The sequence below is a fragment of the Pseudomonas sp. BGI-2 genome, assembly GCF_004310295.1.
Classification (GTDB): Bacteria; Pseudomonadota; Gammaproteobacteria; order Pseudomonadales; family Pseudomonadaceae; genus Aquipseudomonas.
On the sequence record NZ_SISB01000034.1, the window covers coordinates 13,038 to 35,725 of the forward strand.

Here is a 22,688-nt window from a genome sequence, read left to right on the forward strand (position 1 = left end):
CATAACGTTCAGGCCGACGATAGACACTGTAGGAGCGAGGCTTGCCCGCGAAGAGGGAATGTCAGTCGACCTCCAGGCTGAATGTAACGGCCTCTTCGCGGGCAAGCCTCGCTCCTACAAGGGATGTGTGTTGTTTAGGTGACTTTATGGCGTTTGCGGACCAGCTTCATCACCACCACAAAAAACACCGGCACAAACACCACCGCCAGCGTCGCCGTGATCATTCCGCCAATCACCCCCGTACCGATCGCTTGCTGGCTGGCCGAACTGGCGCCCGTGGCAATCGCCAACGGCACCACGCCTAGAATGAACGCCAGCGACGTCATCACAATCGGCCGCAGTCGCAGGCGCGCGGCTTGCAGTGTGGCGTCGATCAAGTCATGGCCTTCGTCGTACAGGCTCTTGGCAAATTCGATGATCAGGATCGCGTTCTTCGCCGACAGGCCAATGATGGTGATCAGCCCGACCTTGAAGAACACGTCGTTGGGCATTCCGCGAAGCGTTACCGCCAGCACGGCGCCGAGCACACCCAGCGGCACCACCAGCAACACCGAGGTCGGAATCGACCAGCTTTCATACAACGCCGCCAGACACAGGAACACGATCAACAGCGACAACCCGAGCAGAATCGGCGCCTGGGTGCCGGACAAACGTTCCTGCAAAGACAGCCCGGTCCATTCCTGACCCAACCCGGCAGGCCCCAGCGCAACCAGCCGCTCGATCTCCGCCATGGCTTCCCCGGTGCTGTGACCGGGCGACGGCTCGCCGGAAATGCTGATCGCCGGATAGCCGTTGTAACGCGTCAACTGCGCCGGGCCCTGGGTCCATTTCGCCTGGACAAACGCCGATAACGGCACCATTTTTCCGGCATCGTTACGCACGTGGATCTTTAGCAGATCGGCCACCTGACTGCGCTGATCGCCTTCGGCCTGAACCACCACCCGCTGCATCCGCCCCTGATTGGGGAAGTCGTTGATGTAGGCCGAACCGACCGCCGTGGACAGCACGTTGCCAATGTCGGCAAAGGACACGCCCAGCGCGTTGGCCTGTTTGCGGTCGACTTCCAGTTGCACTTGCGGCGCTTCGGCCAGCGCGCTTTCGCGCACGTTCATCAGGATCGGGCTTTTCTCGGCTGCGGCGAGTAAATCGCTGCGCGCTTTCATTAGCGTGGCATGACCGAGGCCGCCACGGTCCTGCAAGCGGAACTCGAAACCGCTGGAGGTGCCGAGACCGTCAACCGGCGGCGGCAGCACCGAGAAGGCCACGGCTTCCTTGATCTGGCTCAGCGCGATGTTGGCACGGTCGGCAATCGAGCTCGCCGAGTCGTCGCTGCCCCGATCCGACCAGTCCTTCAGCGTGGTAAATGCCAGCGCGGCGTTCTGTCCGCTGCCGGAAAAACTGAAACCGAGGATCACCGTGCTGTCGCCAACGCCCGGTTCAGTGGCGTTGTGGGCTTCAATTTGCTCCACGACCTGCACCGTGCGGTTTTTGCTCGCCCCCGGTGGTAGCTGAATGTCGGTGATGGTGTAGCCCTGATCCTCAACCGGCAGGAACGAGGACGGCAGGCGACTGAAGCACAGGCCCAGACCGATCAGCAGCACGCCGTAGATCAGCAGATAACGACCGGTGCGTTTCAGCGCATAGGCGACCCAGCCTTGATAACGCGCGGTCAATCGTTCGAAACCACGGTTGAACCAGCCGAAGAAACCGCATTTTTCGTGATGCTCGCCCTTGGCAATCGGCTTGAGCAGCGTTGCGCACAACGCCGGGGTCAAGGTCAGCGCCAGGAACGCCGAGAACAGGATCGAAGTGGCCATCGACAGCGAGAACTGGCGGTAAATCACCCCGACCGAACCCTGCATGAACGCCATTGGAATAAATACCGCCACCAGCACCAGAGTGATGCCGATGATCGCCCCGGTAATCTGCTTCATAGCCTTGCGCGTCGCCTCTTTGGGCGACAGGCCCTCGGTGGCCATGATCCGTTCGACGTTTTCCACCACCACGATGGCGTCGTCCACCAGAATGCCGATGGCCAGCACCATGCCGAACATGGTCAGCACGTTGATCGAGAAGCCCAGCGCGAGCATGGTCGCAAACGTGCCCATCAGCGCCACCGGCACCACCAGCGTCGGGATCAGCGTGTAGCGGATGTTCTGCAGGAACAGGAACATCACCGCAAACACCAGCAGCATCGCTTCACCGAGGGTGTAAACCACTTTTGTGATCGATACTTTGACGAAAGGCGAGGTGTCGTACGGGATCTTGTATTCCACGCCCGCCGGGAAATAGCGCGCCAGTTCATCCATCTTCGCTCGCACCAGGGTCGCGGTGCTCAGCGCATTGGCCCCCGGCGCCAACTGCACGCTGACGGCGGTGGAAGGCTTGCCGTTCAGGCGCGTGCCGAACTGGTATTGCTCGCTGCCGATCTCGACCCGCGCCACGTCCTTGATGCGCACACTGGAACCGTCGGGATTGGCCTTGAGGACAATGTCAGCGAACTCTTCCGGCGTCGACAATTGGCCTTTCACCAGAATCGTCGCGGTGATTTCCTGCGTGGTGCGCGTCGGCAAGTCGCCGATGCTGCCGGCCGAGACTTGAGCGTTCTGCGCGACGATGGCGGCGTTGACGTCGGCCGGCGTCAGGTTGAAACCGATCAGCTTCTGCGGGTCGATCCAAATGCGCATCGCCCGTTCGGCGCCGTATAACTGGGCCTTGCCGACACCGTCCAGACGCTTGATCTCGTTCATCACGTTGCGCGCCAGGTAATCACTGAGCGCCACATCGTCGAGCTTGCCGTCGCTGGAAGTCAGGGTGATCAACAACAGGAAACCGGCGGAGACTTTCTCCACCTGCAAGCCTTGCTGATTGACCGCTTGCGGCAGGCGCGACTCCACCACTTTCAGACGGTTTTGCACGTCGACCTGGGCCATCTCCGGGTTGGTACCCGGCTGAAAAGTGGCTTTGATGGTGGCGCTGCCGAGGCTGCTTTGCGATTCGAAATACAGCAGGTGATCGGCGCCGTTGAGCTCTTCCTCGATCAGGCTGACCACGCTTTCATCGATGGTTTGAGCCGAGGCCCCGGGGTACACGGCATAGATTTCGATCTGCGGCGGAGCGACGTCTGGGTATTGCGCCACCGGCAACTGTGGAATGGCCAGCGCACCGGCCAGCAGAATGAACAGGGCAACCACCCAGGCGAATACCGGGCGATCGATAAAGAACTGCGGCATAAAAAGCGTCCTGCTTACTGACCAGAAACCTGGGCAAGTGGAAGAGGGGTGTTGTCGATCTGGACTTTTTCACCGGGCTTGGCATGTTGCAGGCCTTCAGTGACGATGCGGTCGCCAGGTTTGAGGCCTGTGGTGACGATCCAGCGATCATTCTGCACGGCGCCCAGTTCTACCGGTTGCTGGCCGATGCGCTGCTCGGCGTCGAGCACCAACACCTGGGCAACACCGGCGCTGTCACGCTGAATGGCCCGTTGCGGCACGCTGATGCCTTGCTGATTGACCGCTTGCTCCAGGCGTACACGAACGAAGCTGCCCGGCAGCAAGTCGAGGTCCGGGTTGGGGAATTCGCTGCGCACGATGATCTGGCCGGTGCCCGGGTCGACAGTGATGTCGGTGAACAGCAACTTGCCCGGCAGCGGGTAGAGGCTGCCGTCATCCTGAATCAGCGTGGCTTTGGCCTGACCCTGACCCACTTCCTTTAACTGGCCCGAACGGAAGGCGCGGCGCAGGTCGTTGAGTTCGCGGGTCGATTGGGTCAGGTCGGCGTGAATCGGATTCAGCTGCTGAATCAGTGCCAGCGGCGTGGTTTCGTTCTGCCCGACCAGCGCCCCTTCGGTGACCAGCGCACGGCCGATGCGTCCGGAAATCGGCGCAGTGACGGTGGCGTAACCGAGGTTGAGTTTCGCCCGATCCACGGCGGCTTTGCTGGCAGCGACATCGGCGGCGGTTTGCCGGGCGCTGGCCCGGGCGTTGTCGTAATCCTGGCCGCTGATGGCGTTGCCTTCGATCAACTGGGCATAACGCTGTTCTTGCAGCTTTGCCTGAAACGCATTGGCTTCAGCCTTGCGCAGCGCGGCTTCGGCGCTGTCCAGGTCTGCCTTGAACGGTGCCGGGTCGATACGGAACAGCACATCGCCTTTTTTCACGTCGCTGCCTTCACGAAAGGCGCGTTGCAACACGACGCCGGCAACCCGGGCGCGGACTTCGGCAATCCGTGGCGCAGCAATACGCCCGCTTAACTCGCTGGTGATCGACAGGGGCCGGGCTTCGACGGTTTCGACGCGGACCGTGGCCAGAGGCGCCTGTTCTTCGGCGCTCGAGGACTTGTCACAAGCGCTCAGCGTCAACGCCAGAGCCACCAGGCTGAGCTTGGCAAGCAGGTTCTTTGACATGTAAATACCCCAATAATGACTGCCCGCATCCTACGGGGAGGCGAGGAGAGTAGCGGTGAAGCTTTGTTGGTGCTGTGTGAAATTGTGTAAGGGTTTTACTCATAGGCGTACAGGGGCGTATATCCTTGGCGACCGCTTCGCGGGCAAGCCTCGCTCCTACAGGTCATGCGCCAGTTTCGAAATAACGCATTTACTGTAGGAGCGAGGCTTGCCCGCGAAGAGGCCCTAAAGGTCGCCACTGCACTTTCTGGAAACACCCCATGCCCAACATCCTCCTGGTCGAAGACGACACCGCGCTCTCCGAACTGATTGCCAGCTACCTGGAACGCAATGGCTATTGCGTCAGTGTGATCAGCCGTGGCGACCACGTGCGCGAGCGGGCCCGGGTCAATCCGCCGGACCTGGTGATCCTCGATCTGATGCTGCCGGGGCTCGATGGCCTGCAAGTCTGCCGCTTGCTACGGGCGGATTCGGCCACGCTGCCGATCCTGATGCTGACCGCCCGGGACGACAGCCACGACCAGGTGCTGGGCCTGGAAATGGGCGCCGACGATTACGTCACCAAACCCTGCGAGCCCCGTGTGCTGCTGGCCCGCGTGCGCACGCTATTGCGCCGCAGCAGCCTCAGCGAACCGCAGACCGCCAACGACCGCATCCTCATGGGCAACCTGTGCATCGACCTGTCGGAGCGCACCGTGACCTGGCGCGAACAACTCGTCGAGCTGTCCAGCGGTGAATACAACCTGCTGGTGGTGCTGGCCCGGCATGCCGGCGAAGTGCTGAGCCGCGACCAGATCCTGCAACGCCTGCGCGGCATCGAATTCAACGGCACCGACCGCTCGGTGGACGTGGCGATTTCCAAGTTGCGGCGCAAGTTCGACGACCACGCGGGCGAGGCGCGCAAGATCAAAACCGTGTGGGGCAAGGGCTACTTGTTCAGCCGTTCCGAGTGGGAATGCTGAGAGATGTTCAGGATACTGTTTCGCCTGTACCTGGTGACCATTGTCTCGTTCAGCGCGGCGATTTACCTGGTGCCGGACCTGGTGATCAAGGTTTTTCATGAGCGGTTTGTCACCTACAACCTCGATTATTCGCGCGGGCTGCAAACCCTGATCGTCAAACAGTTCCGCGCCGTGCCCGAAGCGCAATGGCCGGCGCTGGCGAGCGAGATGGACAAGGAATTCTCCCCGCTGCACATCGTCCTGACCGGCAACGACGACCCTGATTTCACCCTCGATGAACAAGAACGTTTGCAGCGCGACGAGAAGGTCGTGCGCATCGGCGACTGGGGCTGGCGCACCCTGGCAGTGGCTCCGTTGAACAAGACGACGGTCGTGCAAATGGTCGTGCCGCCGGACCCGATGGACGTCAGCCTGTTGTACTGGAGCATCAACGTGCTGATCGGGGCGACCATGCTCGCCTGCCTGTTGCTGTGGCTACGCCCGCACTGGCGTGACCTGGAACGCCTCAAAGGCGCCGCCGAGCGTTTCGGCAAAGGCCACCTCGGCGAGCGCACACAGATTTCCCCGCATTCCAACATCGGCAGCCTGGCCAACGTCTTCGACACCATGGCCGGCGACATCGAAAACCTGCTCAACCAGCAGCGCGACCTGCTCAACGCCGTCTCCCACGAACTGCGCACACCGCTCACGCGCCTGGATTTCGGCCTGGCCCTGGCGCTGTCCGACGACTTACCGGCCGCCAGTCGCGAGCGGCTTTTAGGGCTGGTCGCGCACATCCGTGAACTGGATGAGTTGGTGCTGGAACTGCTGTCCTACAGCCGATTGCAGAACCCGGTGCGCTCGCCGGAACAGGTCGAAGTGTCGCTGGATGAGTTCATCGACAGCATTCTGGGCAGCGTCGATGAAGAGCTCGATTCTCCCGAAATCGTGATCGACGTGCTGCTGCATGGCCAACTTGAACGCTTTGTGCTGGACCCGCGACTGACGGCTCGCGCGATTCAGAACCTGTTGCGCAATGCCATGCGCTATTGCGAAAAGCGCATTCAGATTGGCGTTCAGGTGTGCGCGAAGGGGTGTGAGATCTGGGTCGATGACGACGGTATCGGCATTCCCGATGACGAGCGGGAGCGGATCTTTGAACCGTTTTATCGGTTGGACCGCAGCCGTGACCGGGCCACAGGAGGGTTTGGTCTGGGGCTGGCGATCAGTCGTCGAGCGCTGGAAGCGCAGGGCGGGACACTGACCGTGGAGCCTTCACCGTTGGGTGGCGCGCGCTTCCGGTTGTGGCTGCCCACCTCAACCTGACGCACTCTGTGTAGCAGCTGCCGAGCCTGCGAGGCTGCGTCCGGCTGCGAAGCAGTCGCAAAATCAGGCAACCGGTTCTATCAGGAAAACCGCGTGTACCGGATTGGCGAGTGCTCCGCACTCGAACGCAGCCTCGCAGGCTCGACAGCTGCTAAAACGTTAGTGGCAGCCTTACGCGCTAAGCCGGCTTCGCAATAACTTCGCCATGACCTCCAGTTCCGCCGCCGGGTTATGCCCGATCAGCATCCACGCATGTTCCATGTCTGCCCAATACACCACATTCATCTCGTGCCGAATCTCATGGGCGAAATGCCGGCTGCCACTGTTGGAACGTGTAGCGCACAAGGCAATCGGACCATGTGCCGGGTCCAGATATGTAATCTGCGCGATAGGTACGCCATCGTATTCAAGGATTTGAGCGCGCTTCAATTCGGCCCGTGGCAGGGCCAGTTGCGCAGGCGTCATGCTCAGGCCCAGTCGCGCGTCGATGGTGCGCAATTGCGCCCGCTGCGAAGTGTCATCGACGGGCAGGTGCTCCAGGGTTTGCGGCACGTACAGCGACATGTAGTCGGCGACCAGGCCCCGCCAGTTGCTCTTTTCCTGACTCGATTGCCAGCCCATAAACAATCGATCCGCCACCACGCCGCTCACCACCAGGCTTGCTGCAGCGGCGAGGAACCAGCGTCGATTCATGGCCGGGCGTTCAGGTGAAGGCAAGGTGTCGAGCATCGATTGCAAGCGGTCGACGGGCGCTTGTTGAGTCAGTTCGTCGTAGGCTTCCTTGAACGGCAGGCTGCTGCGGGCAAGCCATTGCAGGCGCAGGTTAAGTGTCGAGTCTTCGGCAATGGCCGTGTCGATGCGGGTGCGCTGGTCGACATCAAGTTGATCGTCGAGGTACGCCACCAGTTGCTCGTCCGAAGGTGTCGCGTGTTCGTTCATCGACGTTCTCCCGTAAAAGGGTTCGGTACTGTGTGCAATGGCGGGTATTCGGCCAGCTTCACCCGGGCGGCGGCGAGGCGGCTCATGACGGTGCCGATGGGCACTTGCAGCACCTCGGCGACCTCGCGATACGACAGGCCTTCGACGTAAGCCAGGTAAACCGTTTCGCGCTGCGCCTCGGGCAGGGCGTCGACGCGGCGGATGACCTGGGCGGCGAGTACATGGGTCTGCGCCACGGACTCTCCGTCAAACGACAACTGGCTCTCGGCATCGATCAGACCCTGACCCTGGCGCACCCGCCGGGCGCGCACTTCGTTGAGCCAGATCGAATGCAGAATGCTCAACAGCCAGCGGTCCATGCGGGTGCCGGGGACAAACTGCCCGGCACGCTCAAGCGCGCGAACGCAGGTGGCTTGCACCAGGTCTTCGGCCACATGCCGTTGCCGGGACAGCAGCAGGCCGTAACGCCATAAACGCGCCAAATGCTGGCCCAGCTCTGCCCGTATTGCCTCATCGCTGGCGATGGCGACCTCCGTCTGTTCGGGGTGTCAGGTTTTCGATGAATCGTTGATGGCTTCGGCCAGGTCCTGGTATTCCTCGCACGTGCTGCCACAGATCGATTTGATCTGCTGCAACTGCTCTTGCGCCAGGTCCAGTCGACCTTTGACCACGTAAGCTTCGCCGAGGTATTCACGCACTTGCGCATACTGCGGATGGAGTTTGACCGATTGCAGGTAATAACCGATGCCTTCGTCGGTGCGCCCCAGTTTACGCGTGGCGTAGCCGCGATAGTTCAGGGCCATGGCAGTATTCGGATTCTTGAGTGTGTCGAGCAGCGCCAAAGCTTCTTCGTAACGACCGTCCTTGGCCAGGCGATAAGCGTAGTCGGTGCGGTCGGCGTCCGGGACCAGGCTGCTGGTTTGCATGACGCACTTCTGCGACTGGGTGTCGAACACCTGCCCTTTGGGGCAGTCAGGCTTGGCCGGGGCATCATCGTCGCCATCGGCCAGGACCAGCGAACTGGACAGGGCAACGGCGAGCAGCAACGGGGCAGTGAAAACAGCAAAACGGAGAGTCATGAACGATGCTCCACGGGTTAATTCGTTCCAGTTTAAACCACGCCCCGGCAGCATCCGGCGCAAGCTGTTGTCGCGTGGGCCGTAATTACCGCATGCAGGCCGCCGAAGACCGAACCCTTGCTTTATCGAACGTCAGCAACGTTGGAACAGATTGCTCACGGACAATACTCATGGGGCGCTGAAAGGAGAACACCGCAGCGTGAACAATTATTCATTTCCTTCGGACGATAATTGCAGGGAAAGCTCAAATCGAAACGCATGCTCGACAGCATTCGACCAGTTGCGGGCGTTGATTGCCGGGGAGCCTGAATTGCGCGGGAAGGAGGTGGTGACGGTGCCTTATGAAACGGTGGCGTTTGTGGCGGTGAAGGGCCGTTGAATCGCCGGTGCGACAGGGGACTTTTGAACGCCACAGATCCAATGTAGGAGTGAGCCTGCTCGCGATGAGGCCGGCCCAGACAGTCGAGAATCCAACGCCAGTCCCGCTTTTGGCCGAACCGCTGCCTTACTCCCCCAGGCAATGCCTTGTTATAGTCCGGACCTCATTTTTTTGCCCGGTAAAAGGATCACAGCCATGTCTCAGTACACCGCGTTCACCGTCGAACTGGCTAATAAAATCGCCCATGTGCAGATCAACCGACCGGAAAAGATCAATTCGATGAACGCCGCGTTCTGGAGCGAGATCATCGAGATTTTCCAGTGGATCGACGACACCGATGAAGCGCGGGTGGTAGTCCTCAGCGGCGCCGGCAAGCACTTTTCCTCCGGCATCGACCTGATGATGCTGGCCGGGGTGGCCAATGAACTGGGCAAGGACGTCGGCCGCAATGCCCGCCTGCTGCGCCGCAAGATCCTCGCCCTGCAAGCCTCGTTCAACGCCGTCGATAATTGCCGCAAGCCCGTGCTGGCAGCGATTCAGGGTTATTGCCTGGGCGGCGCTATCGACCTGATTGCCGCGTGCGACATGCGTTACGCCGCCGAGGACGCACAATTCTCGATCAAGGAAATCGACATCGGCATGGCCGCCGACGTTGGCACGTTGCAACGCTTGCCGCGGATCATCGGTGACGGCATGCTGCGTGAACTGGCTTACACTGGCCGCACCTTCGGCGCCGAGGAAGCGCGCAGCATCGGCTTGGTCAATCGCGTTTACAGCGACAATGCCAGCCTGCTGGAAGGTGTGATGGGCATTGCCCGCGAAATCGCCAGCAAGTCGCCGATTGCGGTCACCGGCACCAAAGAGATGATCAGCTACATGCGCGACCACCGCATCGACGACGGCCTTGAATACGTCGCCACATGGAACGCCGCCATGCTGCAATCCACCGATTTGCGCGTAGCCATGGCCGCCCATATGAGCAAACAGAAACCCGAATTTCTGGATTGATTAAAAATGATTTCACGCTGGACCACCGCAGTACTGGATACCGATCAACCCGGCGGCTGGGCCGTGGCTCGCAGCCCCGAAGGCTTTCTGTTCGATGACAATGGCGCGCTGTTCCCTCGCGAATGGCTCAAGTGTCAGGACCTGTCGATCCTTGCCGAACATGGCATCGGTCACCTGGATGGCGAACCGGTCTACCTGCTGGAACTGCGCAGCCACAGCGAAGTACCGGGCTGCCACTGGAAAGGCTTGCGGGCATTCATGCTCGAAGGCGATCACACGGTCTACAAGGTTCTCGGCTACGCCGCGCAAATCGGGACGTGGTATCGCGAGCACCGTTTTTGCGGCAATTGCGGTCAGGCAACCCATCAGGTGCCGCGTGAGCGGGCGATGTACTGCGAGTCGTGTGATTTGCGTTATTACCCGCGCATCTCGCCGAGCATGATTGTGCTGATCACCCGTGGTGACGAGATTCTGCTGGGGCGTTCCCCACGCTTTGTACCAGGGGTGTACAGCACGTTGGCGGGGTTTGCCGAGCCGGGTGAGTCAGCCGAGGACTGCCTGATTCGCGAGGTGCGCGAGGAGGTGCAGATCGAGGTCAAAAACATCCAGTACCTGGGCAGTCAGTGCTGGCCGTTCCCGCATTCGATGATGCTCGGTTTTCACGCCGAGTACGCCGGGGGAGAGATTGTCTGCCAGGAAGACGAGATCGAAGACGCCCAGTGGTTCAGCGTTCAAGCGTTGCCGCCATTGCCGGCGTCACGCTCGATTGCCCGTTACCTCATCGACGTCTACGTGGCGCGGCGCTTAGGCCACGCTGAACCAGTGCTGCCAGGCTAACCGCACGGTCAAGCCCAGCACCACGGTGATGAACACCGGGCGAATGAACTTCGCGCCGCCGCTGATGGCGGTGCGAGCCCCAAAAAACGCGCCGACCATCACCGACAGGCCCATGCTCAGGCCGATGATCCAGTCCACTTGCCCGGAAAACACAAACACCGACAGCGCTGCAATGTTGCTGACGAAGTTCATGCTGCGCGCCACGCCGCTGGCCTTCACCAGGTCAATGGGATACATCAGCATACTGCTGACAGTCCAGAACGCGCCGGTGCCCGGGCCGGCCACACCGTCGTAGAAACCGAGGCTGAAGCCTTGGGTCGATTGCCACTTTTTCTTGATCGGTGCGTCGCTGTCCAGTGGCGCTTTCGGCGTGCCACCGAACAACAGGTACAGGCCGCAGGCAAAGACGATCACTGGCAGCATCTTGTTCAGCCATTCGGCTGGCAGGTAATGCGCGACGACAGCACCGGTCAGCGCACCGACCAAGGTGCCGACAATGGCGTGCACCCACTGGCGGGGATGGAACAGCTTGCGCCGGTAGAAGGTGAAACTGGCGGTGGCGGAGCCGAAGGTCGAACTCAGTTTGTTGGTGCCCAGCACCAGGTGCGGCGGCAGGCCGGCGGTTAACAGCGCCGGAGTGGTCAGCAGACCGCCGCCACCGGCAATGGCGTCGATGAAACCGGCAATGAAGGCGACGAAGGCCAGAATGGCGAGGGTGGTGAGGTCAACGCTGAGTTCGAAAGGCATGGAATCGGCTTATTCGGCGGGGTGCGGGTAAGGGCCGACATCTTACGCATATCCGCCCTTTGCGGCGATCCGACTTGCCCGCGAAGGCGTCATCCCTGACGACGAATCACTTGCCCTGCGGCCCATTCCCTATCTGCCACACAAACGGCGGCTCAGTCCCGTTGATCGTCCAGTCCCCGACAATCCGCGCTTTGTAGATCAGCGGATTGTGCGATGACACCGTCCGCGCATTGCGCCAATGCCGGTCCAGCGATTTACCCTCGCGTACATCCGAGGCCCCCAGCGCATTGAACAACTGCGTGGTCGCTCGCAGGATCAGCTCTGAAACCACGACCTGCGCCTTGGCCGATTCGATCTCCGCCGCGACATTCGCCGCCCGCTCAAGCACTTCATCACCCGAGAACCGCGCCAGATACGCACGTTGCACCGGTTGCGCAGCCGTCAAAGCACTCGCCTCGGCGGCGTACACCCACGCGGCGATGTCACCGACCACTTGCTGAACCTGCGCATCCTGGCTGACGTGCTGAGCATTGCCATGGCTGTAAATACGTTTGCGCTCGCGGACCTGATGAGCCACGTCGCGCAACGCCGCACGGCCGATCCCGGCCAGGGTCGCCAGCAACACCAACTGATAGAACGCGGTCTGGTATTTGAACCGGGTGGCGAAGTCGATGATGTTCTCGGCGTCGACTTCAGCGTTGATGAATCGCGAGGTGCCACTGCCGGTGGTGCGTTGGCCGAAACCGTCCCAGTCGTCGCTTTGCACGATCCCGGGCTGGCGGGTGCGGACCGCGGCAATCACATCGCCGCCGGGGTCGCTGCGCTGGGCATACACGTCGATCCAGTCGGAAAACAGGCTGCCAGTGCTGTAGAATTTCTCACCATTGAGCCGCCACTGATCGCCGTGGGGCGAGACTTTGGTGATGACGTCGCCGATCGTCACACTGCCGATTTCAGTCCAGGCATTGCCGACGATGTCACCGTCGACAAAGCGCTTGAACCACAGGTTCCGACCCGGCCCCGACGGTGAGTTCAAGCGGTCCTCGACAAAGGCGAAATGCCCGCGCAAAGCCTGGGGCACGTTGGAATCGGCTTCGGCCAGCTCGATCAGCAACTCGAACAACTGCGGCAGCGACGCGCCGCCACCGCCATATTCCACCGGAACCCGCACGGCGCCGAACCCGGCTTCCTTGAGCCATTGAATCGGCTCGAATGGCAGGCTACGGGTCTGCTCGCGCTCGACGGCACCGGCGGCGATGCGCTGGAATATCGGGCGGAATCTCGAGGCCAGGGCCTCATAGTCAGTGCCAATGGACAGAGGATTGATTACCTGGTGTTCGGTCATGGGATGGTTCCTTGGAACGGCAGTGGATGCCAAGGGGGATTGCACGGTCCATGCCGAACTCAAAGGCCTTTTATTACGGGCTTGTGCGGGTTTTGCCCCGACTGCAACTGTTGCCGAACCAGCAGTGCATCAGCAAATTGCCCCAGACACACCCGGATCCCCTGTAGGAGCGAGCCTGCTCGCGAAAGCGGTTTATCAGGCAATATCAACGTTGAATGTGAAGGCCATTTTTTCGCGAGCAGGCTCGCTCCTACAGGGATTTCACTTGGCTTGAGGCAGGCGTGTCACCAGCCGCGATTCAGCACTGGCACGGTTGCTGCTCTGACCCAAGGACTTCCCAACGTCCCGAGGACATGCCAATGAGTCAGCAAGCCGTCAAATTTGCCTACTGGGTGCCAAACGTCAGCGGCGGGCTGGTGGTCAGCAAAATCGAACAACGCACCCACTGGGGCATCGACTACAACCGCAAACTGGCGCAACTGGCCGAAGAGGCCGGGTTCGAATACGCCCTGACCCAGATTCGATTCACCGCCGGTTACGGTGCCGAGTTCCAGCACGAATCGGTCGCCTTCAGCCATGCGTTGCTGGCTGCTACGACCAAACTCAAAGTGATCGCGGCGATCCTGCCGGGGCCTTGGCAACCGGCGCTGGCGGCAAAGCAACTGGCGACCATCGATCAGCTGACTAATGGTCGGGTGGCGGTGAATATTGTCAGCGGCTGGTTCAAGGGCGAATTCCAGGCGATTGGTGAACACTGGCTGGAGCACGACGAACGCTATCGTCGTTCAGAGGAGTTCATCCGCTCGCTCAAAGGGATCTGGAGTCAGGACAACTTCACCTTTCGCGGCGACTTCTACCGCTTCGACAACTACAGCCTCAAGCCCAAGCCACTGGGCCAGCCGGAAATCTTCCAGGGTGGCAGTTCGCGCGCAGCCCGGGACATGGCGGCGCGGGTGTCGGACTGGTACTTCACCAATGGCAACACGCCTGAAGGCATCAAGGCTCAGGTCGACGACATTCGCGTTAAGGCGGCGGCCAACAATCACTCGGTGAAAGTCGGAGTGAATGCGTTTGTCATCGCACGGGATACGGAAGAAGAAGCGCGGGCAGTGTTGGCGCAAATCATCGATCAGGCCGATCCGGAAGCGGTGAATGCCTTTGGTGATGCGGCGAAGCAAGCGGGCAGGGCATCGCCAGAGGGCGAGGGCAACTGGGCCAAGTCGACGTTTGAGGATTTGGTGCAGTACAACGATGGTTTCAAGACGAACTTGATCGGCACGCCGCAACAGATTGCCGAGCGCATCGTGGCGTTGAAAGCGGTGGGCGTGGACCTGGTGCTGGCGGGGTTCCTGCACTTCCAGGAAGAGGTGGAGTATTTCGGCAAGCGGGTGCTGCCGTTAGTGCGCGAGCTTGAAGCAAAAGCAGCGGCTAAGCAGCAACCCGCAGTCGCCTGAACACCCAACCCCTGTAGGAGCGAGCGGTGCGGCGATCCGACTTGCCCGCGAAGGCTGATTCACAGTCAACAAATAAGTTGCCTGATACATCGCCTTCGCGGGCAAGTCGGATCGCCGCACCGCTCGCTCCTATAGGGGACTGTGTTTACAGACCCAAGTCGGACAAACTCGGATGATCATCCGGGCGACGACCCAGCGGCCAGTGGAACTTGCGGTCGCTTTCCTTGATCGGCATGTCGTTGATGCAGGCAAACCGGTTAGCCATCAAACCGTTCTCGGCGAACTCCCAGTTTTCGTTGCCGTAGGAACGGAACCAGTTGCCCGAATCGTCGTGCCATTCATAGGCGTAACGCACGGCGATGCGGTTGTCGGTGAAGGCCCAGAGTTCCTTGATCAGGCGGTAATCCAGTTCCTTGGCCCATTTGCGGGTCAGGAAACCTTTGGCCTCTTCGCGGTTGTAGGCGAACTCGGCGCGGTTACGCCACTGGGTGTCCAGGGTGTAGGCCAGCGACACGCGTTCCGGGTCGCGGGAGTTCCAGCCGTCTTCGGCCAGGCGAACTTTTTCGATGGCCGATTTACGGGTGAAGGGCGGCAATGGCGGACGAACGTCAGTGTTGGACATTTAAAGTCTCCCTCTCAAATTAAAGTTCAAGCAAGTTGTCGGGCTTGGTTAAAGTGTTACAGGTCCAATAACTTTCGCGCCATGCATTGCGCATTATCGGCGGCACTGTGATCACCCATGACAAGCGCCACGGTAATGGCTCCGTCGATCAGGATCAGCAGCTGTTTAGCCAGTTTCTCCGGGTCGGTAGCGCCATGTTCGGTGCAGAGCTCGCACACGTAGTCGAGCAGCTTTTGCTTATGGTCTTTGGCGACCAGGCGAACCGGGTCCTGCGGGTCGCCGGTTTCACCGCTGGTGTTAATGAACGCGCAACCCCGAAAGCCTTCGGAGGCGAACCAGGCCTTGAGCACGGTAAACAGGTTGAGCAGGCGGTCGGCCGGGGTTTCAGCCTGATCGACCGCGCTTTTGTACCAGTGCATCCAGCGCACATCGCGGCGTTGCAGGGCAGCGACGGTCAGCTCCTCCTTGTTGGCGAAGTAGCGGTAGATACTTTTTCTGGAGACGCCGGCGGTTTTCACCAGAAGGTCCATTCCGGTGGCAGCGATGCCACTTTTGTAGATCAACTTTTCGGTGACATCCAGAATGATGTCTCGTGTGTCGTTGCTAGTGATTTCGTTCATGTGGCGAACAGTAGAACGATCGTTCTCCTTGGTCAACAGGTTTTTAGAAAGATCGTTCCCACGCTCCGCGTGGGAATGAATCCCGTGACGCTCCGCGTCACTTTTCAAAGCGGACGCAGAGCGTCCATGGCGGCATTCCCACGCAGAGCATGGGAACGATCGGTGCCGTGGGAAGACCCAAGCTGATCCATGGTGTAAGCTCTCGGGCTATTCGGAATTGACCCTTTGCGAGCCCTATGCCGTCGCTTTTCAAACGCTCTCTGCTGCCTAAACTGCGCAGTTTTCCGCTGACCGCCGATGCCGTCACCATTCTTTCCGGCGCTGCCGAGTTCCGTCGTTGCCTGCTGGAAAAAATCGCCAGTGCCACCCAGCGCATCTATATCGTCGCGCTGTACCTGCAACAGGACGAGGCCGGTCAGGAAATCCTTGATGCGTTGCACGCCGCCAAACTGGCACGTCCGGATCTGGACGTGGTCGTGGTGGTGGACTGGCTGCGCGCCCAGCGCGGCCTGATCGGCGCCGGTAAACAACCGGGCAACTCGGCCTGGTATCAGGAAACGACGCGCACCCACGCAAGTGAAGTGCCGGTGTACGGCGTGCCGGTGCAGACACGTGAGCTGTTTGGCGTGCTGCATTTGAAAGGCTTTGTAATCGACGACTGCGTGATCTACAGCGGCGCGAGCCTGAACAACGTTTACCTGCACAAGTTCGACAAATACCGCTACGACCGTTATCACCTGCTGCAGAACCACGCGCTGGCCGATTCCATGCAGCACCTGATTCAGCATGGCCTGGTCGCTTCCAAAGCGGTGCATCGCCTCGACGTGCCGAACCTGCCGACCACCCGCAGCCTGCGCAACGATATTGGTGACTTGCGCAGCCGCCTCAAGCACGCGGCGTACGACACCACGGCCGGCAGCACGGTGAAGGGTGGTTTGTCGGTGAGCCCGTTGCTGGGTGTGGGCAAGAACAACCCGTTAAGCCGGGTGATCTGCGAATTGATCGCCAGCGCCCAGCATCAGTTGACCATCTGCACGCCGTACTTCAACCTGCCGCTGGCGGTGACCCGGGAAATCAACCGGGCTCTGGGCCGTGGTGTGAAGATCGATATCGTGGTCGGCGACAAGACCGCCAATGACTTCTTCATCCCGCCGAGCGAGCCGTTCAAGGTGATCGCGGCGCTGCCGTATCTCTACGAGATCAGCCTGCGGCGCTTCGCCAAACGCCATCAGCACAGCATCGACAGCGGCAAGCTGAACCTGCATTTGTGGAAGGACGGCGACAACACCTACCACCTCAAAGGCATGTGGATCGACCAGCGCTACACCTTGCTGACCGGTAATAACCTCAATCCACGGGCGTTCCGTCTCGATCTGGAAAACGCACTGTTGATCGACGACCCGAAAGGCGAACTGTTGGAACCGCGCAGTAAAGAACTGGGCGAGATTTTCCAGAACACCACGCGTATCCAGCGCTATCAGGACCTGGAAACCCTGCTGGAATACCCGGCGGCGGTGGCCAAGTTCCTCAAGCGCGTCAGTCGGGTACGCATCGAGCGATTGCTCTATCGCATTCTGTAAGGCTCAGTGCTGCCGGGGCTGTGGCCACACCGCTACCAGCAGCAACAGCGCAGCGGCCACCAGATAGGGCAGGCGCGGTTCGATGTCGTAGATCAGCGTCGCCGCCAACGGTCCGATGACCACGCCAAAGCCTTGCGCGGCACCAATCGAGCCAGCGGTGGCGCCTTGTTCCGAGGCGTCCACCGCGTTGGCGGCCAAGGCGGCGAACGACGGAAAGATCAGCCCCATCCCGCCCGCCGACACGAAAAAGCACAGCCACAAACCCCACGCGGTATCCGCCAGGATGCTGCCGGCAAAACCCACGGCCGCCACCAGTGCGCCCGCGCGGATCAGCCGCAGCGGCGGCCATTCGAGCCGGCGCACCACCAATTGCGAACAGATCAGTGCGAAACCGACCATGGTCAGCGCGATGCCAGCGGTTTGCGCGGCGTCGGCGGGACTCATGCCGAGCCGGTCGAGGGCGAAGAAGCCAACAGTAATCTGTGCAATCGACACACACAGCATTGCCACGAACGCCACCGCCATCGGCCGACGCAGCCGTGGATCGTTCAGATGAACCTTGCGCGGCGCTTGCCGCAGGTGCAGTTCCTGACCGTTGAGCTTGTAGCGCAGCACCACAAACGCCAGTAACGGCAAGATCGCCATGGCATAGAACGGCAAGCTCAGGCTGAAGCGCGACAACAACGCCGCGATCGCCGGGCCGATCACCAGGCCGCAGGCATTGGCCGCGCCCAGGGCGGCCATAGCTCTGGCGCGGTGTTGCGGCTCGATGTTGTCGGCGATGAGCGCGTTGCCTCCGACCGGAATCGCCGCATAGAACACGCCGATCAGGCCGCGCCCGATCATCAAACCGATAAACCCCAGCAGCGCTGACGGCAGAAACCGCAACGACGCGTCGATGAACAGGCACAAGGCCCAGTAGGCGAGGGTGAAACCGGCCGTGGCGATCAACAGAATCCGTCGCCGACCATAGCGGTCGCTGGCCTGACCCCAAGGGCGGGCGAGCAACATCCAGATCACCCCGGACACCGTCACCGCGGCCCCGGCCTGCCAAGTGGCCAGGCCCAACACTCGGGCGATCGGCCCGATCAGGGAAACGAACGCCATCATCGACATGGAACAGGCCATGTTGGCGACCATGAGTGGGCGCAGGTCGAAGGCAGGGGTGGTCATGGTGAGTCTTCCGTGAGCTTTTGTTATTGGCGAAGGATGTTAGCGCGAGTCGGGTGAGCCAGGAGGAATATTGGTAACTGTGATAATGCCTTCGCGGGCAAGCCTCGCTCCTACAGGTCGGAGAGATCCGTAGGAGCGAGGCTTGCCCGCGAAGAGGCCCGCACAGACGCTAAAAAAACGTCAATTCAAACCCAGCTTCCCACGCAACGTAGAAAGGTCTTCAGCCAACGTATTCACCGGCCCAACCAACGCTTTCCGGTCGTTCTCTTTCACCTTGTCATACGTCTCAAAACCACCCTCCCTGGTTTTGTACTTGGCCAGAATCTTGTTCACGCTGGCGAAGTTCTTGTCGACCTTGGCGATAAACGCCGCGTCCTGCTTCTCGATCTGCGGACGGAACAGGTCGACGATTTTCTTCGCGCCGTCGATGTTGCCCTGGAAGTCATACAGGTCGGTGTGGCTGTAGCGATCTTCTTCACCGGAAATCTTGGTGGCCGCCACTTCTTCAAGCCGTTTCCAGTCCTTCCCGAGCCACGGCGAAAAACACCATGGCGATGAGTGCGGTCACCTGATGCCTGGAGCCGGTCAGCGCGTGATCGAGGGAGACGTGCAGCGAGTGCTTGATCGAACGCGCCACTTTGCGCATCCAGAACACCATGGAGCTGAGAATGCCGACGGCCACCAGGCCGACCACGCCTTCAAACAGCTCCTGCTGTTTCTGCGGAAACTCGGCGCTGACCAACTCCAGACCACCGCCCACCAGCAGGGCCAGTGTCACGGCGAGGAAAACGCCGATCCACACGGCTGGCATCCACTGGCCACGGCCGGTCTGCTTGAGGTAGCTGGCGATGATGCCAACGATCAACGCGGCTTCAATGCCTTCGCGCAGCATGATCAGAAAAGGAACAAGCATTCAGCACCGTCTCGGGATTAGATAGGGTGCTGATTTGTAATATAATGACACTCATTCCCAAATGGCATTCATTGACACTTACCTGAACCTAACCTGAACCTAACCTGAACAACCCTGAATATCCCCCGATCCCTGTAGGAGTGAGCCTGTGGCGAGGGGATTTATCCCCGTTCGGCTGCGAAGCAGTCGTAAAATCATCGTCTGCGGTGTGCCTGACACACCGCGGTTTTCGATTCTGGGGCCGCTTCGCAGCCCAACGGGGATAAATCCCCTCGCCACAGGCTCACTCCTACAGGGATCTGCATCAAGCTGGCGGCTGCGCTAAGATGCCGACACTCAAACAAGAACAAGGCTCACCTCGGTCAATGTCGGAAAAAGACACCATCGCCATTCAACTGGTGCGCGAAGCACTGTTGCAAAGCTGCGCCCCCGGAGCCACCACCGACGAGGTGTTGAACAAGGTCGGCATCGATCCGGCGTTGCTGCAAACCAGCGATGCCCGGGTCCCGGCCACTGCCTATGCGCGTTTATGGCGCTTGCTCGCCCGGCGCGGGGATGATGAATTTTTTGGCATGGACCCGCGCAAGCTCAAATCCGGCAGTCTTGAGTTTCTCTGTCGCAGCTCGATGATCCAGCCGAGCCTGGCTGCCGGCCTGACGTCAGGCCTGAGTTTTCTGTCGTTGATGCTTGAGCGCATGCCGGCGCAGCTGGTTCGTCAGCAAAGCCTCGCGGAGATCGTGTTGCTGGAGGACGATCAGGACCCGCGCCGTGCGTTCACCTATTTCACCTACTGGATGATCGTCCACGGCGTTGCCTGTTGGCTGGCAGGGCGACGGATTCCGATTCTGGCCATTGAGTTGCGTTGTTCAGAGCCGGATTTTTGCGATGACTATCAAGTGATGTTCTCCGAGAACCTGCGTTTCGACCGGCCCCGCACGCGGATGATTTTCTCGGCGGATTGCCTGGACCTGCCGATCAAGCGCAGCCCTGAAGAGCTCAAGCGGTTCCTCGCCCATGCGCCGGCGAATATTCTGGTCAAGTACCGCGACCCGGAGAGCCTGGCGAGCCGGATCAAGCATGATTTGCGCCAGTTGCCCGCCGAACAGTGGCCGGAGACCGAGCCCTTGGCGCAACAGCTGTGCATGTCGGCCTCGACCTTGCGCCGGCGTTTGGCGGAAGAAGGGCAGACTTATCAGGGGCTCAAGGATAGCGTGCGCAAGGAGTTGGCGATTGTGTGGTTGGCCGAGGCGCACATCAGCTTTGCCGAAATCGCCACGCGGCTGGGGTTTGCTGATGCGAGTTCGTTCTACAAGGCGTTTCGCAAGTGGTCGGGGTCCAATCCTGGGCATTACCGGAGTTTGATCCTCAACGAAGCCCACTGATCCGGGGGTTGTGTCGACTTGGCGGGCCTCTTCGCGGGCAAGCCTCGCTCCTACAGGAGGGTGTGTGGTTTTTAGTGAACAACACAAAACCTGTAGGAGCGAGGCTTGCCCGCGAAGGCGTCAGTCCAGACGACACACTTCTAAAACCTTGGCCAAACCAGTCAGACAACTTGATAGCTTTGACCATTGCCCCGATCCCCGCGCGGAGCGAGTATTTCTGTGGTTTTTACGGTTCCCCCAACCTAATAAAAATACAGAGGGATTCTGGCAATGCGCGATTACTTGTCTGCCACGTCACAGTTCAATTATCAGCACACCGTCGACGCCGCACTCGCGGGTGATTTGACCGCCCTCAACGCCTGCGTCGAGTGTTGCGACCGGCACGCCTTGCCGGGGCGCATTGCGCTGTTCTGGGAAGGCCGCGATGGCGCCAGCGCGACGTACACCTTCAGCGAGCTGCAAGACAAAGCCGCGCGGTTTGCCAATTTCCTCCTGGCCCAAGGCGTGAAGAAAGGCGACAAGGTGGCCGGCCTGCTGCCACGTAACATCGAATTGCTGATCACCGTATTCGCCACCTGGCGCATCGGCGCTGTGTATCAGCCGCTGTTCACCGCCTTCGGCCCGAAAGCCATTGAGCACCGCCTCAGCTGCTCCGGCGCGAAAGTGGTGGTGACCGACGCGGTCAATCGCTCAAAACTCACTGAAGTCGCCGACTGCCCGACCCTCGTCACCGTCGCCGGTCCAAAGGGCCAAGGCATCGTCCGTGGCGATTACAGCTTCTGGGCCGAACTGGCCAATTATTCTGCTGACTGCGAACCGGTGTTGCTGACCGGCGAAGACCCGTTCCTGCTGATGTTCACCTCGGGCACCACCGGCCCGTCGAAAGCCTTGTCCGTTCCGCTGAAAGCCATCGTCGCGTTCCAGAGCTACACCCGTGACGCCGTGGACCTGCGTCCCGAAGATGCGTTCTGGAACGTGGCCGATCCGGGCTGGGCCTACGGCATCTATTTTGGTGTCACCGGGCCGATGTCGATGGGACACCCGATCACCTTTTACGACGGGCCGTTCACCCTCGAAAGCACTTGCCGGGTGATCAACAAATACGGGATCACCAACCTCACCGGTTCACCGACGGCCTATCGCCTGTTGATCGCCGGGGGTGACGAATTCGCCAAGTCGATCAAGGGCAAACTGCGGATTGTCAGCAGTGCCGGCGAGCCGCTGAACCCGGAAGTGATCCGCTGGTTCGCCGACAACCTCGGCGTGGTCATTCACGACCATTACGGCCAGACCGAACTGGGCATGGTCTTGTGCAATCACCACGGCATTGAACACCCGATCCACATGGGCGCCGCCGGTTTTGCTTCGCCGGGCCACCGCATCGTGGTGCTCGACGACGAATACAAAGAACTCGGCGTCGGCCAGCCAGGGATCCTGGCCATCGACCGCACCCAGTCGCCAATGTGCTGGTTCGCCGGTTATGAAGGCGCGCCAACCAAAGCCTTCGTCGGCAACTATTACCTGAGCGGCGACACCGTCGAGTGGAACCCGGACGGCAGCATCAGTTTCGTCGGCCGCAGCGATGACGTGATTACCACTTCCGGCTATCGAGTGGGCCCGTTCGACGTGGAAAGCGCGCTGATCGAACACCCGGCGGTGGTCGAGGCGGCGGTGGTCGGCAAGCCCGATCCGGAGCGCACCGAGCTGGTCAAGGCCTTCGTCGTGCTCAGCGCGCAATACCGCGCCGCGCCGGAACTCGCCGAAGAGCTGCGCCAACACGTGCGCAAGCGTCTGGCGGCGCATTCGTACCCGCGTGAAATCGAATTTGTCAGCGAGTTGCCGAAAACCCCAAGCGGTAAATTGCAGCGCTTTATCTTGCGCAACCAGGAAATCGCCAAGGCTCAAGAGGCCGCCGCGAAGAACGTTCAAGCTTGAATC

The 22,688-nt window shown here is 60.5% G+C and carries 18 protein-coding genes and 3 pseudogenes; 9 read left to right on the plus strand and 12 right to left on the minus strand.

The genetic code is table 11. The features are described from left to right. Positions 1 to 134 precede the first annotated feature (134 nt). Positions 135 to 3,233, minus strand: a complete 3,099-nt coding sequence (locus EYC95_RS21460) for an efflux RND transporter permease subunit (protein ID WP_131062122.1) — start codon at positions 3,231 to 3,233, stop codon at positions 135 to 137. Positions 3,234 to 3,247: 14 nt separating this feature from the next. Then, positions 3,248 to 4,405, minus strand: a complete 1,158-nt coding sequence (locus EYC95_RS21465) for an efflux RND transporter periplasmic adaptor subunit (RefSeq protein WP_131062123.1) — start codon at positions 4,403 to 4,405, stop codon at positions 3,248 to 3,250. Between the two features lie 260 nt (positions 4,406 to 4,665). On the opposite strand from EYC95_RS21465, the gene EYC95_RS21470 reads away from it, so the two are divergent. Both EYC95_RS21470 and EYC95_RS21475 read left to right on the plus strand, forming a co-directional pair. Next, positions 4,666 to 5,367: a response regulator transcription factor gene (locus tag EYC95_RS21470; protein WP_109631796.1), complete on the plus strand. Its 702-nt coding sequence runs from the start codon at positions 4,666 to 4,668 to the stop codon at positions 5,365 to 5,367. A 3-nt stretch (positions 5,368 to 5,370) separates the two neighbouring features. Further along, the gene (locus EYC95_RS21475; protein WP_131062124.1) at positions 5,371 to 6,672 is read left to right on the plus strand and encodes an ATP-binding protein; all 1,302 of its coding nucleotides are present in this window, start codon (positions 5,371 to 5,373) and stop codon (positions 6,670 to 6,672) included. 171 nt (positions 6,673 to 6,843) lie between these two features. Here the strand turns inward: EYC95_RS21475 and EYC95_RS21480 are convergent, their stop codons facing one another. The 3 genes from EYC95_RS21480 to EYC95_RS21490 form a co-directional block, all read right to left on the minus strand. Beyond that, positions 6,844 to 7,611: an anti-sigma factor gene (locus tag EYC95_RS21480; RefSeq protein ID WP_131062125.1), complete on the minus strand. Its 768-nt coding sequence runs from the start codon at positions 7,609 to 7,611 to the stop codon at positions 6,844 to 6,846. Continuing rightward, a complete protein-coding gene (locus EYC95_RS21485; protein WP_256656986.1) occupies positions 7,608 to 8,093 on the minus strand; it encodes an RNA polymerase sigma factor in 486 nt (161 codons plus the stop codon). The genes EYC95_RS21480 and EYC95_RS21485 overlap by 4 nt, the downstream gene beginning before the upstream one ends. A gap of 66 nt (positions 8,094 to 8,159) precedes the next feature. Beyond that, positions 8,160 to 8,690 (minus strand): tetratricopeptide repeat protein, encoded by a 531-nt coding sequence (locus tag EYC95_RS21490; protein WP_131062127.1) that lies wholly within the window; start codon positions 8,688 to 8,690, stop codon positions 8,160 to 8,162. Positions 8,691 to 8,967: 277 nt separating this feature from the next. On the opposite strand from EYC95_RS21490, the pseudogene EYC95_RS21495 reads away from it, so the two are divergent. The 3 genes and pseudogenes from EYC95_RS21495 to nudC form a co-directional block, all read left to right on the plus strand. Next, positions 8,968 to 9,069: pseudogene (locus EYC95_RS21495) on the plus strand (SAM-dependent methyltransferase); the annotation flags it as partial. 195 nt (positions 9,070 to 9,264) lie between these two features. Next, on the plus strand, positions 9,265 to 10,077 hold the full coding sequence (locus EYC95_RS21500) for a crotonase/enoyl-CoA hydratase family protein (RefSeq protein ID WP_131062128.1): 813 nt from the start codon (positions 9,265 to 9,267) through the stop codon (positions 10,075 to 10,077). Positions 10,078 to 10,083: 6 nt separating this feature from the next. Continuing rightward, complete coding sequence (gene nudC, locus EYC95_RS21505; RefSeq protein ID WP_131062129.1) at positions 10,084 to 10,914, plus strand: NAD(+) diphosphatase; 831 nt, start codon at positions 10,084 to 10,086, stop codon at positions 10,912 to 10,914. Here the strand turns inward: nudC and EYC95_RS21510 are convergent. Together EYC95_RS21510 and EYC95_RS21515 are read right to left on the minus strand one after the other, a co-directional pair. Continuing rightward, positions 10,882 to 11,661, minus strand: coding sequence for a TSUP family transporter (locus EYC95_RS21510; protein ID WP_109631768.1), 780 nt, complete (start codon positions 11,659 to 11,661; stop codon positions 10,882 to 10,884). The genes nudC and EYC95_RS21510 overlap by 33 nt on opposite strands. A 106-nt stretch (positions 11,662 to 11,767) precedes the next feature. Then, positions 11,768 to 13,006, minus strand: a complete 1,239-nt coding sequence (locus EYC95_RS21515; RefSeq protein WP_131062130.1) for an acyl-CoA dehydrogenase family protein — start codon at positions 13,004 to 13,006, stop codon at positions 11,768 to 11,770. Positions 13,007 to 13,365: 359 nt separating this feature from the next. Here EYC95_RS21515 and sfnG point away from each other — a divergent pair, with 359 nt between their 5' ends. Beyond that, positions 13,366 to 14,460 carry a dimethylsulfone monooxygenase SfnG gene (gene sfnG, locus EYC95_RS21525; RefSeq protein WP_131062131.1) on the plus strand — a complete coding sequence of 365 codons (1,095 nt, stop codon included), beginning with the start codon at positions 13,366 to 13,368 and terminating at the stop codon, positions 14,458 to 14,460. A gap of 145 nt (positions 14,461 to 14,605) precedes the next feature. Here sfnG and EYC95_RS21530 read toward each other — a convergent pair whose 3' ends face one another. Both EYC95_RS21530 and EYC95_RS21535 read right to left on the minus strand, forming a co-directional pair. Then, positions 14,606 to 15,082 (minus strand): nuclear transport factor 2 family protein, encoded by a 477-nt coding sequence (locus tag EYC95_RS21530; protein WP_131062132.1) that lies wholly within the window; start codon positions 15,080 to 15,082, stop codon positions 14,606 to 14,608. A gap of 56 nt (positions 15,083 to 15,138) precedes the next feature. Then, the gene (locus EYC95_RS21535) at positions 15,139 to 15,702 is read right to left on the minus strand and encodes a TetR/AcrR family transcriptional regulator (RefSeq protein ID WP_131062133.1); all 564 of its coding nucleotides are present in this window, start codon (positions 15,700 to 15,702) and stop codon (positions 15,139 to 15,141) included. Positions 15,703 to 15,938: 236 nt separating this feature from the next. Between EYC95_RS21535 and pssA the strand changes: the two genes are divergently transcribed. Next, the gene (pssA, locus tag EYC95_RS21540; protein ID WP_131062134.1) at positions 15,939 to 17,282 is read left to right on the plus strand and encodes a CDP-diacylglycerol--serine O-phosphatidyltransferase; all 1,344 of its coding nucleotides are present in this window, start codon (positions 15,939 to 15,941) and stop codon (positions 17,280 to 17,282) included. 3 nt (positions 17,283 to 17,285) lie between these two features. Here the strand turns inward: pssA and EYC95_RS21545 are convergent, their stop codons facing one another. The 3 genes and pseudogenes from EYC95_RS21545 to EYC95_RS21555 form a co-directional block, all read right to left on the minus strand. Next, entirely contained in the window at positions 17,286 to 18,455 is a 1,170-nt protein-coding gene (locus tag EYC95_RS21545) for an MFS transporter (RefSeq protein ID WP_131062135.1), read from the minus strand. A 180-nt stretch (positions 18,456 to 18,635) separates the two neighbouring features. Then, positions 18,636 to 18,965, minus strand: a pseudogene (locus EYC95_RS21550) (imelysin family protein); the annotation flags it as partial. 1 nt (position 18,966) lies between these two features. Continuing rightward, positions 18,967 to 19,368, minus strand: a pseudogene (locus EYC95_RS21555) (FTR1 family protein); the annotation flags it as partial. Between the two features lie 365 nt (positions 19,369 to 19,733). On the opposite strand from EYC95_RS21555, the gene EYC95_RS21560 reads away from it, so the two are divergent. Beyond that, positions 19,734 to 20,750 (plus strand): AraC family transcriptional regulator, encoded by a 1,017-nt coding sequence (locus EYC95_RS21560; RefSeq protein ID WP_131062136.1) that lies wholly within the window; start codon positions 19,734 to 19,736, stop codon positions 20,748 to 20,750. Between the two features lie 270 nt (positions 20,751 to 21,020). After that, entirely contained in the window at positions 21,021 to 22,685 is a 1,665-nt protein-coding gene (locus EYC95_RS21565) for an AMP-binding protein (RefSeq protein ID WP_131062137.1), read from the plus strand. Positions 22,686 to 22,688 lie beyond the last annotated feature (3 nt).